10 protein-coding genes and 1 pseudogene are annotated in these 16986 nt (G+C 72.6%); 7 read left to right on the forward strand and 4 right to left on the reverse strand.

Going from position 1 to position 16986, the window contains the following annotated elements:
- The 3 genes and pseudogenes from MXD60_RS21175 to MXD60_RS30010 form a co-directional block, all read right to left on the reverse strand.
- Window positions 1–5821 (reverse strand): type I polyketide synthase (locus MXD60_RS21175; RefSeq protein WP_248821078.1); only part of this gene is annotated, 5821 nt, incomplete at its 3' end.
- A 294-nt stretch (window positions 5822–6115) separates the two neighbouring features.
- A complete protein-coding gene (locus MXD60_RS21180) occupies window positions 6116–6520 on the reverse strand; it encodes a TetR/AcrR family transcriptional regulator (RefSeq protein WP_248821079.1) in 405 nt (134 codons plus the stop codon).
- 21 nt (window positions 6521–6541) lie between these two features.
- Window positions 6542–6823: pseudogene (locus tag MXD60_RS30010) on the reverse strand (helix-turn-helix domain-containing protein); the annotation flags it as partial.
- Between the two features lie 600 nt (window positions 6824–7423).
- Between MXD60_RS30010 and MXD60_RS21185 the strand changes: the two are divergent.
- The 7 genes from MXD60_RS21185 to MXD60_RS21215 all read left to right on the forward strand — a co-directional run bounded on the left by MXD60_RS21185 (window position 7424) and on the right by MXD60_RS21215 (window position 15064).
- Window positions 7424–8275 carry an alpha/beta hydrolase gene (locus tag MXD60_RS21185; RefSeq protein ID WP_248821080.1) on the forward strand — a complete coding sequence of 284 codons (852 nt, stop codon included), beginning with the start codon at window positions 7424–7426 and terminating at the stop codon, window positions 8273–8275.
- A 954-nt stretch (window positions 8276–9229) separates the two neighbouring features.
- Window positions 9230–9487 (forward strand): hypothetical protein, encoded by a 258-nt coding sequence (locus tag MXD60_RS21190; protein WP_248821081.1) that lies wholly within the window; start codon window positions 9230–9232, stop codon window positions 9485–9487.
- Between the two features lie 463 nt (window positions 9488–9950).
- Window positions 9951–11096: an acyl-CoA dehydrogenase family protein gene (locus MXD60_RS21195; RefSeq protein WP_248821082.1), complete on the forward strand. Its 1146-nt coding sequence runs from the start codon at window positions 9951–9953 to the stop codon at window positions 11094–11096.
- Window positions 11093–12628: an amino acid adenylation domain-containing protein gene (locus tag MXD60_RS21200; RefSeq protein WP_248821083.1), complete on the forward strand. Its 1536-nt coding sequence runs from the start codon at window positions 11093–11095 to the stop codon at window positions 12626–12628. The genes MXD60_RS21195 and MXD60_RS21200 overlap by 4 nt, the downstream gene beginning before the upstream one ends.
- Window positions 12625–13320, forward strand: a complete 696-nt coding sequence (locus MXD60_RS21205) for a flavin reductase family protein (RefSeq protein ID WP_248821084.1) — start codon at window positions 12625–12627, stop codon at window positions 13318–13320. Before MXD60_RS21200 ends, MXD60_RS21205 begins: the two co-directional genes overlap by 4 nt.
- An 8-nt stretch (window positions 13321–13328) precedes the next feature.
- Entirely contained in the window at window positions 13329–13598 is a 270-nt protein-coding gene (locus MXD60_RS21210; protein WP_248821085.1) for a phosphopantetheine-binding protein, read from the forward strand.
- A 116-nt stretch (window positions 13599–13714) separates the two neighbouring features.
- A complete protein-coding gene (locus tag MXD60_RS21215; protein ID WP_248821086.1) occupies window positions 13715–15064 on the forward strand; it encodes an NAD(P)/FAD-dependent oxidoreductase in 1350 nt (449 codons plus the stop codon).
- 46 nt (window positions 15065–15110) lie between these two features.
- Here the strand turns inward: MXD60_RS21215 and MXD60_RS21220 are convergent, their stop codons facing one another.
- On the reverse strand, window positions 15111–16853 hold the full coding sequence (locus MXD60_RS21220; RefSeq protein ID WP_248821087.1) for an NAD(P)/FAD-dependent oxidoreductase: 1743 nt from the start codon (window positions 16851–16853) through the stop codon (window positions 15111–15113).
- Window positions 16854–16986: the final 133 nt, after the last annotated feature.

Genomic DNA, 16986 nt, shown 5'->3' on the forward strand with positions numbered 1-16986 from the left:
CGTCGGGGCCGGCCGGCGCTGCCGACGCGGCCGCTGCCGATGAGGCCGCTGCCGTGGGAGTCGCCGCCGATGGCGTCGCCGCCGGTCCGAGGAAGGGGGACTGGCCGGTATCCCGGCCGGTCGCCTCCGCGTCCGTCGCCGCTCCCGGTGCCGGTGCGGCGTCCGTTGCCGGTGACCGGCCCGGGCCCGGCACGGCCGGCGGTTCGGCGTTCGGCAGCCAGTACCGGCGGCGCTGCCACGGGTAGGCCGGCAGCGACACCACCGCCCCGGCGGGGGCCAGCACGGTCCAGTCGAGGCGACAGCCGTGGGTGAAGGCCGCGGACGCACCGGCGGTGAACAGGTCGAGGTCCGACTTGAGGCAGGCCGTCAGATCGACTGCGCCGCCACCGGCGAACAGGTTGCTCACCGCCGGATCGCCACCGGCGGCCAGAACCGCGGTGACCTCCGCCGCCGCCATCGCCCCGGCTGCGGCGCCCGGCTGCGCCGCCCGGGCCGCTCCGACCGTGCGCCGGGCCAGCTCGGCTACGTCCAGCGGCCCGTCGACACGGCCTCCCACCGCGGCGAACCACGGCAGTCGCGGCGGACCGGTGACCGCACCGTCCGGCGCGGCCGGCGGGCCGTCGAGCAGCGCGATCGCCGGGGCGAGCGCCAGCGCGCCCGCGGCGTAGGCGGCCACCGCCTCGCCGACTCCCGTGCCGGCTACCGCGTCGATCCGCAGGCCGTGGTCCTGCCAGAGGGCGAGGGCGGCGACCTGGGCGGCGAAGGCGACCTCAGGCCCGGGCTGGACGGTGTCGCCCGCGCGGATGGCGGCGAGCGGGGACACCCCGCGCGCGGCGCGCAGCGGCTCGTCGCAGGCGGCCAGTGCCGCCGCGAACGCCGGCTCGACGGCCAGCAGCCGCGCCCAGGGCAGCGGCGCGAGCGTGTCACCGAAGACGACGGCCAACCGAGGCGCGGGGCCACCCGGCACGCCGGCGGCGGACGTCGCGCCGTCCTGCGCCACCATGACCGCGTCAAGCGCGAGGGCCAGCTCCCTGGCTCCTCGCCCAACGACGGCAGCCCGCACGTCGTGATGGGTCCGCCGGCCGCCGGCCGTGTAGCAGATGTCGACCAGGCCGGCCGGGTCCGCCGCCGCCACGATCGTCCGCAGCCGCCCGGCGACCGCTCGCAGCGCCGCCGGCGACGCGGCCGAGAGCGGCAGCACGAACGCGCGGTCGCGCGTCCCGCCGGTGCCCGTCCCGCCGGGACGGCGCGCCGGGGCCGACTCCGACACGTCGATCCCCGGCGGATCGGCCACCACGACGTGCGCGTTCGTCCCCGTGAATCCGAAGGCGCTCACGCCGGCCGCCCGCGGGCGCCCGTTCCTCCGCCACGGGGTCATCCCGGACGGCAGTCGCAGCGGGACGGCGTCCCAGTCCAGCCGGGACGTCGGCCGGTCGGCGTAGCGGTGCGGCGGAATCCGCCCGCGGTCCAGGGCCAGCGCCACCTTGACGACGCCGACGACACCGGCGGCAGCCTCCAGGTGACCGATGTCTGCCTTGACGGAACCGACGAGCAGCGGCGCGTCCGGTCCGCGTCCGTCGCCGAGCGCGGCGGCGAGGGCCCGTAGCTCGATCGGGTCGCCGAGCGGCGTTCCTGTGCCGTGGGCCTCTACGTAGTCGACGTCGACCGGCGCCAGCCCGGCCCGGGCATGCGCGGCCCGGATGACCGCCTCCTGCGCCTCCCCGCTGGGCACGGTGAGCCCGCCGCTGGCACCGTCGGAGTTGACCGCCCCGCCGCTGACCACGCCGTACACCCGATCGCCGTCCGTCCGGGCCGCGGACAGCGGCTTGAGGACCAGCGCCGCCGCGCCCTCGCCCCGGCCATAACCGTCCGCCGTGTCGGCGAACGACTTGCACCGGCCGTCCGGGGCCAGCGCGCCTCCGGCCGACATGGCCAGATGGACGGTCGGCGTCACCATGACGTTCGCCCCGCCGGCGATCGCCACCTCGGCCTCACCCGCCCGCAGGCTCTGGCACGCCAGGTGGATGGCGGTCAGCGACGACGAGCAGGCCGTGTCGACGGCGATGCTCGGTCCGCGTGCGCCGAGGAAGTACGACAGCCGCCCGGCCGTCGCGGCGAACGAGTTGCCGGTGCCGTAGTAGAGATCGATGGTTTCCGGTCGACGGGTCAGCAGCTGCTGGTAGTCGGTGGTGTTGAGACCGACGAAGACGCCGGTCGCCCAGCGGGCGACATGCTCGCGGGTGAGTCCGGCATCCTCGAGTGCCTCCCAGGCGACCTCCAGGAACAGGCGTTGTTGCGGGTCCATCGCCCGCGCCTCCCGCGGTGCGACGCGGAAGAAGCCGGCGTCGAAGCCGTCGACCTGGCGCAGGAAGCTGCCCCGGGACGTCGCCGACCGGCCCGGGGCGAGCGGACCGTCGCCGCCGCGGAGCGCGTCCGCGTCCCAACGGCCGGACGGGACCTCGGAGGTGGTGTCGCCGCCGTCGCACAGCAGCCGCCAGAACTCGTCCAGGGTCTCCGCACCGGGCACCCGGACCGCCATCCCGACGATCGCGATCGGTTCGGGGGCGGCGGTGGCCGCGACCGGAGACGCGGGAACGGGAGGGGCGGCGGGAACGGGAGGGGCGGCCGTGGCGGGGCTTGGGGTGGGGTCCGGTCCGGGCACGGGGCCGAGGCGGGCGGTCCCGGCGGTGACCAGCCCCGCGATGTGGCCGGCGAGCGCGAGGACGGTCGGGTGCTCGAAGACGGCGGTCGAGCCGAGCGAGCAGCCGAACTGGACGTCGAGGCGCCGGGTCAGCTCGACGGCGGTGAGCGAGTCCAGACCCAGCTCGAACAGGCCGCGCCCGTCGGGGAGCCGCGTGTGCGCGTCGTGCCCGAGGACGTCGGCCGCCGCCGCCCGCACCAGCCGGGTGATCCGCTCGACGTGGTCGCCCCCACCGTCGGTCCCTGCCGCGGCCGAGGGCGGCACCGGCCCCGGCCCCGGCGCCGGGACGGGTACCGGGGCATGGGGCAGCCCCGGGGCGGTGGGTGCGCTCCCTGCCGCGCCGTCACCGGTGAGGGTGGTGGCCAGACGTCCTCGACCGTCGTACAGCCTGACTTCGGCCCGCAGGTCATCCGGCAGCGCGCCCTCGTCCCCCTGGCTTCCGCGCTCGACGCCGGACAGCCAGAACCGCTGATCGCGCCAGTCGTGCCGGGGCAGGTCGACGATGCGGCCCGGGCCGGCGACGGCGCGCCAGTCGACGGCGGTTCCGGCCAGGTGCAGCCGGCCCAGTGAACGGGTCAGCGCGGCCAGGCCCCCGGTCCCGCGGGCGAGCGAGCCGACGACGACACCGGAGCGCCCGCGCAGCCGCAGCGCGTCCCGCAGCGGCCGGGTGAGCACCGGGTGAGGACCGATCTCGACCACGTTGGCGTCGCCCGCCTGGAGGATCGTGTCGACCGCCGGCCAGAACCGCACCGTGTCCCGAACGTTGTGGCCCCAGTACGCCGCGTCCAGCACCGGGGCGGGGACGTCGGGGAACACGCTGGAGTGCAGCGGGATGACCGGGGCGGCCGGTCGGAGCCCGGCGAGTGCCGCCGCGACCTGGTCGCCGTGCTCGCGTACCGCCGGGCTGTGGAAGGCGTAGTCGACCGGCAGCGGAACGGCCGGTGTTCCGGCGGCCCGCAACTCCTCGGCGACGGCGCTGACGGCCGTGGCCGGACCGGCCAGCACAGCCGAGTTCGGCCCGTTGACGGTCGCCACGCAGACCGCCGGATGCCGACGGGTGACGCCGGCCGCGTCGTCGGGGGACAGTTCGACGGCCAGCATGCGGCCCGAGCCGGTCGCGGACCGCATGATGAGGCCACGTTCGGCGATGAGCCGGCACGCCTGGTCGAGGGTGAGCGCGCCGGCCACGTGGGCCGCGGCGACCTCTCCCATGCTGTGCCCCACGACCGCCGCCGGTTCGACCCCCCAGGACCGCCACAGCCGGGCCAGCGCGACCTGGACGGCGAACACGGCGGGCTGCGCGGTCCCGGTGTCGGCGAGGCGCGCGCCGTCGGCGAGCCGGTCGAGCAACGACCAGCCGACCGACTCCCGCAGCAGCGCGTCGCATTCGTCCAGCGTTCCGCCGACGATCGGGTCATCGCGCAGGTCGAGGGCCATACCGGCCCACTGGGATCCCTGGCCGGAGAAGGCGAAGACAGTCGGCCGGGTACGGTCGGCGTCGCCGACCTCGCCGGTGGCCACGGCCTCGTGCCCGGCGCCGGCCGCCACCGCGCGCAGCGCCGCGACGGTCCCGGCCTCGTCGCGGGCCGACACGACGGCCCGGTGCCCGTCGTGGTCACGGCGGACGGCCGCGGTGTTGGCGACGTCGTCGTACGGCGCGTCGCCGGCCGCGAGCAGGTCGGCGAACAGGGCGGCCCGGCGGGCCAGCCCCGCCGCGGTGGTCGCCGAGACCAGCAGCGGCACGGGCCGGGTGGCGGGAACGTCGTCGGGGAGCGTCGGCGGTGCGGACACGACCACGTGGACATTCGTCCCGCTCAGCCCGAACGCGCTGACCCCGGCGGTCGCCGGGCCGTCGCGCTCGGGCAGGGCGGTCAGCGTGGTCGGCGCGTGCAGGCCGGACGCGGCCCAGTCGATCATCATGGTCGGCTGGTCGAGGTGGATCTGGGGTGGGACCGCCCGGCGCCGGACGACCTCGATCGCCTTGAGCAGCCCGGCGGCGCCGGCGGCCGAGTCCATGTGCCCGAAGTTCGCCTTGTGCGATCCGATGAGCAGCGGCCGGTCGGCGGGCCGCGCGCGTCCGATCGCCTCGGCCAGCGCCTCGAGTTCGATCGGGTCCCCGAGCGGCGTCCCGGTGCCGTGGGCCTCGACGAAGTCGACCCCGTCCGGTTCGACCCCGGCCGACCGGAGCGCCTCGGTGATCAGTGCCAGCTGGGCCGACCCGCTGGGCACGGTCAGACCGGCGCTGTGCCCGTCGTGGTTGGCGGCGCTGCTGCGGATGACCGCCAGGACGCGGTCCCCGTCCGCAATGGCATCGGCCTCCCGCTTGAGGACGACGAAGCCGCAGCCCTCACCGCGGAGGATCCCGTCGGCGCCGGCGGCGAACGGGCGGCAGCGGCCGGACGGCGACACAGCCTGGATCTTGCTCATGAAGACACTCAGCTCGGGTGTCACGATCGTGTTGACCCCGCCGGCCAGGGCCGTGTCGGACTCGCCGGTCCGCAGACTCTGGCAGGCCAGGTGGACGGCCATGAGCGCCGACGAACAGGCGGTGTTCACCGTCATCGCCGGGCCTCGCAGGCCGAAGATGTACGACAGGCGGCCCGTGCCGAAGCTGAACTCCTTGCCGGAGGCGAAGTATGGGTCGATGCCCCGCACCCCCCGGGTCTTCGCGTGCAGCAGCAGGTAGTCCATGGCCAGCACACCGGCGAAGACACCCGTGCGCGAGCCCGACCAGTCCGTTCGCAGGACGCCCGCGTCCTGCATGGCCTCCCAGGCCACCTCCAGCACGAGCCGCTGCTGCGGGTCCAGCTCGCGGGCTTCGCGGGGGGAGATGCCGAAGAACTCGGCGTCGAAGCGGTCGACGTCGGGCAGGAAGCCGCCGCGGTCGCTGTACATGGTGCCGGGTCTCGCCGGGTCCGGATCATGAAAATGGTCGGGCCAGCGGTCGGCCGGTACGGGGTCGAGGGCGTCGCTGCCGGTGGCGAGCAGATCCCACAGGGACGCCCGGTCGACCACCCCACCGGGAAAGCGGCAGCCGGTGCCGATCACCGCGACGGAAGGGGGCCGGTAGTCGGCCCGGCGCCGGCCGGACGAGGCGTCGGGGGGTTGGGCGTTACGCATGCGCGCTCCTCACCTACGGCGGCCGCACATTTCATGACGTGATGAATTCTACGATCGTTGAATTAGATGTCAAACGGTGAGGAGGGACGGCCGGCGCCCGCCGGAGTCGGCCCGGCAGGACGCCGCACGGCACCGCGCCGCCGCTCGGGACGGCACGACCTGGGACCTGGCTGCCACGGCATGGGACGTCGGGCATGGGACGTCACGGCATCGCGCCGGCACCGGCGGCGGATGTCCGAGTCTTACGGCCGCGGTCGTGCCGCGGCGTTCACCTTCGCGGGAGCCCGGCCCCGGTCAGCCCGACTCGGCGGTGAGCTGGCCCGTGACGTAGTACTGCACGACCGGGCCCACCCGGCGCACGATCTCCTCCGGGGGGAGCTGGCACAGCGGCTCGACCTGCACGATGTAGCGCAGCATGGCCAGCCCGACGAGCTGCGAACCGACGAGGGCCGCCCGGGTGTCGTCGTCGATGATCTGCGGTGACTTCCCCAGCACCCGGCCGAGGATCTCGCCGCTGACGAACTCCCGCAGCAGCTGGCCCGACTCCTCGTGGCTCACCGCCGAGCGCAGGACGCCGAGCAGGGGTCGACCGGTGGTGGGGTTCTCCCACAGCTGGAGAAAAAGTCGAACCACCTGTTCGCCGGCGTTGTCGGACTCGACCTCGGTGCTCGCCATTTCCGCCTCGACAACGTCGAGCACCTGGCGGATCGCGGCTGAGAAGACCCCCTGTTTCGAGACAAAAAAATGGTGCACGAGGGCCGGGTCGACGCGCGCCTCGCGCGCTATGCCACGAATTGTGGCGCCAGCGTATCCCCGCTCCGCGAACTGGTTGCGCGCAGCATCGAGGATCGCCCGTCGGCTGCCGCTGTCACCGGCGCGTCGGCCGGTCCGACCGGACTGGGCGGAGTGACGCTTGGAAAAGGAATCGGCCGATGCGGCACGATCCGCGCGCGGCGCGGCGGGGGGGCGCGAAGCCTCCTCATCACCCGGGACACGGGCCACAGTCGCTCACTCTCACCAAGTCATCGTGACTGGCGGCAAGACTATCGGGTCGCGCAACAGCGCGCGGGGTGATCTTCGTCCCTTGGTGGGGGATGAGCAGCCCTGAAGGCCCCGGGCAGGTAGCCGTCTGTGGGGAGGTCGCCGCGGTACCCGAGCCCGTGTCCGCCGCGCCCGCCCCCCGATGACACCTCGGTGTGGGCTCCGGCAGCAGTTCCGGGCCGTGTGCGAACCCTGGTCCCGCTCGAACCCCGTCCCCCTCGAACCCGGGCGCCCGGGTCGGGCCACGGCGGCATCGCTCAGCTCCGGCCCGGCCGTCGGCGGCCCGGCTGGAACGCGCGTCGGTGACGGCGGACCCGGGCGCCACGGTGCTTCGTCGCGGGCGCCGCGCGGGTTTCCGGGATGATCGCCTGCCGCTCGTGAGCGGGGCGAACTCGGCCTGGACGAACGTTTGTCCACTTCTCCCCGCGTTATCCCGCACCTGTGGGCACAGGTACAGCAGGTCGGCATATCTCGCTATCACCATCAGGCACGGCAAAGCGAAAAGTCGCGACATCCGCGGTGCGCCTCCCGGCGGTCGGTCACCATCGTTAGACTCGTCTCATGCGGATCGTGAGCGAAATCGAGTTCGCCCGGGTCGACGGTCACTCCCTGCGGCTCGACCTTCATCTGCCGGACGAGCGCCCGTTGCCACCACCACTGGTGATTTGGATACATGGTGGCGCCTGGTGCTCAGGAAGCAAGGAAATCGATGAGGGAACGTATGACACCTATATCGCCAAGGTGGTGGCGCAGGGTCTCGCGGTCGCCAGTGTCGAGTATCGACTGAGCCAACAGGCGGTCTATCCGGCCCAGATCCACGACGTCAAGGGTGCGGTGCGCTGGCTGCGGGCGCACGCCGACGAGATCGGCGTCGACGGCGAGCGTATCGGGGCCCTGGGAGAATCGGCCGGCGGCCACCTGAGCGCCCTGCTCGGTACCTCGGGAAACGCGCCGGAAATCGAGGGCTCGATCGGCGGGAACACCGAGTACTCCAGCGCCGTGCAGGCCGCCGTGGCGGTGGCCTGCCACAGCGACCTGCTGGCCGGGCAGGCTCAGCTGGAACGCCGGCCGGACCGGATCCGGGAGATCGATACTCCGGACTCCTTCGAGTCGCGGCTGATGGGTTTCCCAATCCAGCAGCGGCCGGAACTGACCCGACTGGCAAATCCGATCACCTTCGTCGGCGCGGACTGTCCGCCGTTCCTCATCATTCACGGCGACGAGGACACGGCGGTGCCGTGGGAGCAGAGCGCGATGCTCGCCGCCGCGGTCCGGGGCGCGGGCGCGGAGGCGGTGTTCCTGACCGTCAACGGCGCCGACCATTTCAGCCCGCACCTTCGCGGGACGGCGACGACGAGCGCGATGGCCGCCTTCCTGGCCGAGCATCTGCTCCGTGCGCCGGTCTCGGCCTGAGTGACCGTCCCCGCCGGTGCCAGCTGTCGGCGCCCGGGCACTGACGCCAGACCGTTTCCGGCGTCGACCGGCACGGACATCGGGTCGCCGCCGGGAGCGGATGGCGCCCCAGGGGCCCGGGCCGCGGGCGGGCGGTGCGGCCGGGGTGTCGAGCCCGGGCCCTCGGGGCGGGCCGGTCCGCGGGGTCGCGGTGGAAGGCATGGGCGGCGGTTGGGTGCGGGCTGAGCCGCGTTGACGGCACCGCCATCCGGCGGTGCGACCCGCGCGGCGACTTGTCGGAAGGGCGACAGGCCGGCCGGTCCATGGAAAACGGCAGGTAAACATCCGCGACTCGGGGCCGGCCGCGCCGGCCATATCGGGGGGGCCGCCCATGTTGCCTGCTAGGCGGCACCGGTCGGGGCCGGCTGGGGTAGTGACCGACCGACCGAAACAGGTGGATCGCTCGGCGCGACCTACATGACTGGGATCTGGGTCACCTTTCCGGGTGGCCTGAAGCCCCGCCACCTAAGCTCGGAGTAGTTGAGTGAGCGCATGGGGTGATAATCAGGCTCCGGTCCGTGACGAGCCCCAATCAGATAGCGCTTGCGCCGGGCGGCACCGCTTGTACGCTATCCGTATGTGGTTGCCCACCAAACGCGTGCATCGTTCTGGCGCGGTTTGGTGTGTCACTTGTCGCAGGGTGATGATCGATCGCCCAGTCATGATACCGGCGGCGGTGAACGGGCAGATCTCCGCCGCGGGTCGACCAGGTATTACTTCGGCCTCGTCCGCGCTGTGGTGCGATGCCAGACCCTGATCCCCGTCGGAAGTCCTGGCGTCTCTTCATGTACTGCCCGCCGCGGTCGCGTGAGGAAGCCGGCAAGCTGGTTGCGCGAGAAACCACATCGCCATCGCGAATAGCCGGTCTTCGGGGAAGTCGATGCGCGGCCTTACGACGGTACGGAGTCGAGGTCGATGAACGCACAGCAGGGGCGGGGACTGAACTCGCTCGCAGCCTATTCGGGGAGCTCCGCCCAGACGGCCTGTCGGGCTGTCCACTTCTTCGGTGAGACGCCTTATCACCCGCTGCGTGAAGCCGCCCAGTATCTCGAACAACTTGACCGCGACGGCAGCAGCCGCACCCGAATGCTCTACCTCCACCAGGAGTTCTCCTGCGCTGATCGGGGCAGCGATCTCGCCTGGCGGGTGACCCTGGTGCTTCAGGTCTCCTGACAGGGCAATCTCGTCTGCAAAGGCGTTCGCAACCGTGCTCGCGGAGCGGGCCGGTGTGTGCTCGCCGGACGAGTCGCGGCCGCTGAGCGCGGGGCACCGCCGGTTTGGCGTGCCCGCGGTCCTCTCCGGGCGCCGGGCCCGCCGCCTCTGGGGTTGGCGGCTGTCGTCATTGCGACGGCGGCGAGGCGGGTCGTCGGTGTCGCACGCCGGCGGGCCCGCCAGGCGGGAGCGCGGCACCTGGGCGCCCGAGCCCAGGTCGCGCGCCGGCCGCCGCCCCGCGGACGGCGCCACCCGCTGACGATCCGGTCAGGCCCGGATCGGCTCGGGATCACCTCGGCCACCGAAGTCACCGATTGACGAATTATCGGGACTCGCCTAGCGTGGCGGTCGCAGATGTCATCGGGTGTTGAAATCCCGGTGAAGGGGTTCGGCCTCCATTCCCGAGACCCTTGGAGACTCGACCGTGCACTTCGACCTGACTCCCCACCAGCGCGACCGGATCGACCGCCTGGCCGGCGAGATCCGCCACCGGCTCGGGACGCCGCAGGAGGCGTCCCGCCCCGCCGGCCCCTTCGACCCAGACGAATGGCGCATCGCGGCCGAGCTTGGGCTGACCGGGCTCTGCCTGCCCGCCGCATCGGACGGCGGCGGGCTGGGCGCCCTGGACACCGCCCTCGCGCTGCAGACGTTCACGCGGTTGGGCGGTGACACGGGCCTGGCGTTCGCGGTCGCCGCCCACCTGCTCGCTTGCGCCGTTCCCGTCCGCGACTTCGCCCAGGACGAGGTCCGCCACCGCCTGCTGTCCGATCTCGCCGCCGGCCGGGCGGTCGCGGCGAACGCGATGACCGAGGAGGAGGCCGGCTCGGACGTCGGGCACCTCGCCATGCGGGCCCGGCGCGACGGCGACCACTACGTCCTCGACGGCGAGAAGTCGTTCGCCAGCAACGCGCCGGCCGCCGACCTGATCGTCACCTACGCGACCACCGACCCCCGCGCGGGTTTCCTCGGCCTCAGCGCGTTCGTCGTCCCGACCACCCTCGCCGGCGTCACCCGATCCACCCCGTTCGACAAGATGGGTCTCAACGCCTGCCCGGCCGGCCGGGTGGCGTTCGACGGCTGCCGCGTCCCCGTCGCGTACCGACTGGGGGACGAGGGCCAAGGCGCCGCGATCTTCCAACACTCCATGGCCTGGGAACGGGCCTGCCTGCCCGCGATCTACCTGGGCCGGATGGAGCGCCAGCTCGACCGGTGCGTCACGCACGCCCGCAAGCGGAGCCAGTTCGGCCAGGCGATCGGCAGGTTCCAGGCGGTCTCCCATCGGATCGTCCGGATGAAGGAGCGGCTCGCCGCGGCGCGACTGCTGCTCTACCGAGCCTGCTGGCTGCTCGACGAGGGACGCGGCTCCGCCGAGGCGGCCGCCATCGCGAAGATCGTCACGTCCGAGGCCGCCGTCGCGAACAGCCTGGCGGCCATCGAGATCTTCGGAGGTGCCGGCTACCTCGCCGAGCACGGCGTCGAGCAGGACCTGCGGGACGCCGTCCCCAGCACGATCTTCTCCGGCAGCACGGATATCCAGCGCGAGCTCGTCGCCCGGGAGGTCGGACTGTGACTGTCCTGCACGACTACCTGCGTCAGGGCGCGGCGCGCCGGCCGGACGCTCCCGCCGTCGCCGGGCCCGACGGACGTCTCACCTACGGTGAACTCGACCGGGCAGCCGACGCCCTCGCCGCCGATCTGCGCGCGGTCGGGGTCGGCCGGGGCGACCGGGTGGTCATCTGGTCGCACAAGACGACCCGCGTCATCGCCGCGTTCCAGGCGGTGCTGCGCCTGGGCGCCGTCTACGTCCCGCTCGACGAGCAGACGCCAGCCGAGCGGGCGGCCCTGGTCGCCCGCGACTGCGGGGCGCGGGCGGTCGCCACGACGCCGGAGCGGAGCGCCCTGCTGCGCGACCGGCTGGCGCCCACCTGCCCGACGCTCGACCTGCGGGCCCGCGCGGCGGACGGGGCCGCCCCCGCGACCGCGCCCGAGAGCGACCAGACGGGACCGGACGACCTCGCCTACATCCTCTACACCTCGGGCTCCACCGGGGTCCCCAAAGGCGTGTCGATCAGGCATCGCGACGCGCGGGCGTTCGTCGACTGGGCGGCGGAGGTGCTCTCGGCCGGCCCGGACGACCGGTTCGCCAACCACGCCCCGCTCACGTTCGACCTGTCGGTGCTCGACATCTACGCGGCCTTCGCGGTCGGGGCCTCCGTCCACCTCGTGCCGGCCGAGCTGGCCTTCTCACCGACGCAGCTGACCGAGTTCATCCGCGGCAGCGCCATCACGGTCTGGTACTCGGTGCCATCCGCGATCATGCTGATGATGCGGGCGGGCGGCCTGTTGACGCGGGTTCCGCCGCCGGCCCTGCGGGCGGTGCTGTTCGCCGGCGAGCCGTTCCCGATCGCCCCGCTGCGGGAGCTGGCGGCGTGGACACCGGCCCGGCTGCTCAATCTTTACGGCCCGACCGAGACCAACGTCTGCACCTTCCACGAGGTGCGCGCGGACGACCTCGCCCGTGACGTGCCGGTCCCGATCGGCCGGGCGGCGTCGGGTGACCGGGTCTGGGCCGAGAGCCCCGACGGGGGCGTCGTCCGGCCGGGGGAGGAGGGGGAACTCGTCGTCGAGGGACCCACCGTCATGGCCGGGTACTGGGGGCGCCCGTCGCACGAGGGCCCGTACCGCACCGGGGACATCGTGCGCCTGCGGCCCGACGGCGGCTTCGACTACGTCGGCCGGCGCGACCACATGGTCAAGATCCGCGGTCATCGGATTGAGCTGGGGGAGGTCGAGGCGGCCCTGGCCGCGCATCCCGGCATCTACCAGGCGGCCGTCGTCGCCGGCGGGCAGGGCGCCGAGGCCCAGCTGCTCGCGTTCGCCGTCCCCCGGGCGGGGCACGACCCGGGCCCGCTGGAGCTGCGGGGACACATCGCCGCCCGCCTGCCCCGGTACATGATCCCGGACGAGATCCACCTCGTGGAGAGCCTGCCCCGCAACGACAACGGCAAGGTCGACCGGCGGCGGCTCGCCCGCGAGCGCCCGGTCGCCGCGGTCGCCGGGCCGGCCCGACCCGCCGCGGCCGGCCGGGAGGCGACGCCATGAGCCGCCCCGCCCTGGTCGCCCCACCACCCGCCTGGCGAGCGGGCGCGGCCAGCCTGCGCGACGTCCCGGGTCTGCTGCGGGACCTGCGCCGGACACGGTCCCTGCGGGACCTGCGCGGGCGGCTGGGGCACCCCCCGGCGGGGCAGCGCATGCGGCTGCGCGCGGCGACGATCCGGCCGTCGGGGGACGTGGACGCCTTCCGCTCGATGATGTCCCTGTTCCCGGCGCCCGTCTCGGTGGTGACGGCGCTCGACGACCATGGCCGGCCGCGCGGCCTGACGTGCAGCGCGGTGTGCAGCCTGTCGATGGATCCGCCGCTGCTGCTCGCCTGCGTCAACCGGCGCAACCGCAGCCTGGAGGCGATCCGGCGCAGCGGCGGCTTCGTGGTGAACCTGCTGCGGGCCGAACAGCACGCCGTGTCCGACACGTTCGCGTCGGCCTCGCCGAACAAGTTCGACGGGGTCGGCTGGGAGCCCAGCCCCGTCTCGGGCCTGCCGGTGCTGGCCGACGCGGCCGTCTCGATCGACTGCCACCTCCACGCCGAGGTCTTCGCCGGCACCCACACCATCGTCATCGGTCTCGTGCGCCGCAGCGCCGGGGCCGAGGCCGACCCGCTCGTCTACTGGCGTCGGCGGTACGGGACCTGGAGCGGTGCCCCGACCGGCGTGACCACCGATCAACAACCCGCCTAGGAGTGGATGTGTCACAGGACCGGAACGTCTCCGAGGACATCCTCGTCTTCATCCAGAAGAACTTTCTCGACGGCGACCCGCGCGGCGAGCTGACGCTGGACAGCCCGCTGCTGGAATGGGGCATTCTCACCTCGCTCAACACCGCCACGCTGCTCGGCTACATCCGCGGCGAGCTCGGCATCGCCGTCCCCGCGATCCGGGTCACCGGCCGGGATTTCCACAGCGTGCGGACCATTGCCCGGCTGGTGGACGAGGTCGGCGCCGGCTCCACCGTCTAGTGCGCCCGTCCCGATGTCGCGGCGGCCCGGTCTGACCCCGCCCTGGCGGCTTCCCCAGGCGCCGGTGGATCCACGCGGCCCATGTTGTTCCGTTTCCCGATCCGAAAGGAATTCTGATGGAGCCCGATTTCGACGTGAGCATCATCGGCGGCGGGCCCGCGGGCTCCACGGCCGCGGCCTACCTCGTCCAGGCCGGTCTGTCGGTCGGCGTCTTCGAGAGCGAGACGTTTCCCCGTGAGCACGTGGGGGAGTCGCTCGTTCCGGCCACGACCCCGGTGCTGCTGCAGACGGGCGCGATGCCGAAGGTCGAGGCGGCCGGATTCCCCAAGAAGTACGGAGCGGCCTGGACGTCGGCCGAGTCGCGCAACGTCCCGCACAACGGGTTCAGTGGCCTGCTGCATGACTTCCGGGCAGCCGAGATCCAGTTCAAGGAGCGCGACCAGGCCGGGGTCGACCGGGAGTACACCTTCCACGTCGACCGAGGGAGGTTCGACAAGATCCTGCTCGACCACGCCCGCGACGAGGGCGCCACGGTCTACGAGAACGCCCGGGTGCAGCAGGTGGACCTCGACCGCGAGGACGGCCTGGTGCTGCTGACGGGCCGGCGCGACGGCCACCCGTTCGAGGCGTCGTCCCGGATGGTGGTCGACGCGTCGGGGCGGCACACGATGCTGGGCCGGCAGCTGAAGGTCAAGGTGCCCGACCCGGTGTTCAACCAGTACGCGCTGCACACCTGGTTCGAGGGCCTGGACCGCCGGGCGCTGGCCAGCGATCCGGAGCAGACCGACTACATCTACATCCACTTCCTGCCGATCCAGGACACGTGGGTGTGGCAGATTCCCATCACCGACACGGTGACCAGCGTCGGCGTGGTGACGCAGAAGGCGCGGTTCACGGCGGCGAACGCCGACCGGGACCAGTTCTTCTGGGACTGTATCTCCTCCCGGCCGGACCTGCTGGAAGCCCTCAAGCAGGCCGATCGGATTCGCGATTTCAAGGCCGAGGGCGATTACAGCTACGCCATGCGCCAGATCTGCGGCGACCGGTTCCTCATGATCGGCGATGCCGCGCGTTTCGTCGACCCCATCTTCTCCAGCGGGGTGAGCGTGGCGCTGAACAGCGCCCGCATCGCGGCCATGGACATCATCGCCGCCCACGCCGCCGGTGACTACCGGCGGGAGCGGTTCGGCGCGTACGAGGAGGCGCTGCGGCGGGGAGTCCGCAACTGGTACGAGTTCATTTCCATCTACTACCGGCTCAACATTCTCTTCACCGCGTTCGTGCAGGACCCGCGTTACCGGCTCGACGTGCTGAAGATGCTGCAGGGCGACGTCTACGACGACGAGGAGCCGGCCGCGCTGAGCGCGATGCGCGAGATCGTCTCGGCTGTCGAGAACGATCCCGGCCATCTGTGGTACCCGTACCTGGGAACCCTGCGCGCGCCCTCGGCCGCGCCGGCCTTCTGAGGACGCACCCCGATCCCGCGGGCCCCTGTCGCGGGTGGTGCTGCTCCTACCAGCCGGTGTCGGCGCGGAAGGGCCGTCCGAGCACGGGCAGCCCGGCGACGGCGTGCTTCAGTTCCGCGCCGAAGGCGAACTCGCCGCGGGCCAGCCGGAGCCGGATGACCTGCGTGATCCCGTCGTAGAACAGGTCGGCCACCTCGGACGAGGGGCTGCGGCGCGACCAGCGCAGCACCCGGGCGACGGTGGGGCCCGAGGCGTGGATGGTCCGGTGGTGGGGGTCGTGCAGACCCATCGCCCGGGGCAGGAAGTCCGCGTCGTCGAGCAGGGCCATGATGCGCGCCGCCGCGTCCGCGGGCCGCGTCGTCCCGGCCGCGACCGCCCGGATCTCCTGGCTGGCCCTGGCGTACAGCTCCTGCGTCGGCGGGTGGTCGGGCATCGCGGCCTGCACCCCGAGGCGTTCGAGGTCGTCGAGCGCCGAGACGTCGCCGGCCAGCCGGTACTTCCCGTAGGCCCGGCCGATCACGAAGATCGCCAGTCGCTGGTGCATCGACCACAGCCGGAACCAGGCGTTCCACAGGTCGTAGTCGGAGAACGCGGTGAACGAGTTCGCGACCAGGTCGTCGTTGAAGTCGAGCAGCCCCTGCTCGAGCTTCTCGACCAGGGCGAACCGCTCCACCGAGAAGTCGTCGTCGCGCAGCGCGTCCAGCAGCCGCCACGCCAGCGCGTTGATGACGTCGAACGTGTTCGACAGGCCGCGGGAGAAAAGGGGGTCGATGAATCCGGCGGCGTGCGACATGAGGCACCAGCGGTCGCCGATGGTCTGCCGCGACGAGTACTGCAGGCGGCCGGTCGAGACCCATTCCCGCACGGGCCGGGCGTTGGTGAACTGCCCGGCGATGCTCGGGAAGTCCGCCACGAAACGGCGGAACTCCTCCTCGGGGCCGCAGCCGGGATCGGGGTGCACCCGTGGGTCGACGGTGAGCCCGACGCTGACGAGCGGGTTCGTGGCCATCGGGTGGTTGTTGAACGGGATCACCCACAGCCACCCGCCCTCGAAGACGTGGTGCAGCGTCCCCTGGTGCCAGCGCCGGTAGTTGCCGTGGGCCTTGCGGGGCACGAGGTCGTCGTAGGGGGTCACGCCCACCATGTGGGTGAACATGGACCGCGAGTGGTGGCGCAGCCGGCTCGGCTCCTCCCGCAGGCCGAACTTCTGTGCGAGCGGGGAGCGGAAGCCGCTGGCGTCGACGACGTAGCGGGTGCGCCAGGTCTCGCCGTTCGCGCCGGTGACGGTGGCGCCGTAGTCGTCGAAGTCGACGTCGGTGACCCTGACCTGCTGGCGGATCCGCGCGCCGTACTTGACCGCCACCGTCACCAGCCAGGCGTCGACGTCCTGGCGGAACAGGTGGCTGTCGGTGTTGGCGATCTTCGGGGTGACGTTCTCGTTGTACTCGGCGGTGTTCTGGTGCTCGCCCCGGCGGTGGTAGAGAAAGCCGAAGTTGCGCTTGATGCCGCTGGTCGGGCCGATTTTCGACTGCACGCTCTCGAAGGTGCCGAGCGCCTTGAGTTCTGGCACGTCGTACCGTTCGGCCATCAGCCGCGCCATGATCGACGTGTACGGAATCGTCGACTCTCCGACGGCGAACCGCGGATGGGTGCCCGCGTCGATCATCAGAACGTTGGCGCCGCCGCGGGCGAGCACAGCCGCCAGGACCGATCCCGCGATGCCGGCGCCGAGGATCACGACGTCGTTCGTCTCGACCGAGGGCGCGTCGGGGGGTGGATTGCTGCTCATCTGAGCCTCCAGGTGACGACCCGGCGGCCGTCATGGTTGACAGCAGAGTGTGACTGAAAATAAGTCTACGAGCGTTGAGTTCAACGAGTCAAGACTTCTTGCGGTGAGTGAAAAAGCCTTGCATCGCAGGCAT

This window comes from Frankia sp. AgB32 (assembly GCF_023243045.1).
Lineage (GTDB): Bacteria > Actinomycetota > Actinomycetes > Frankiales > Frankiaceae > Frankia.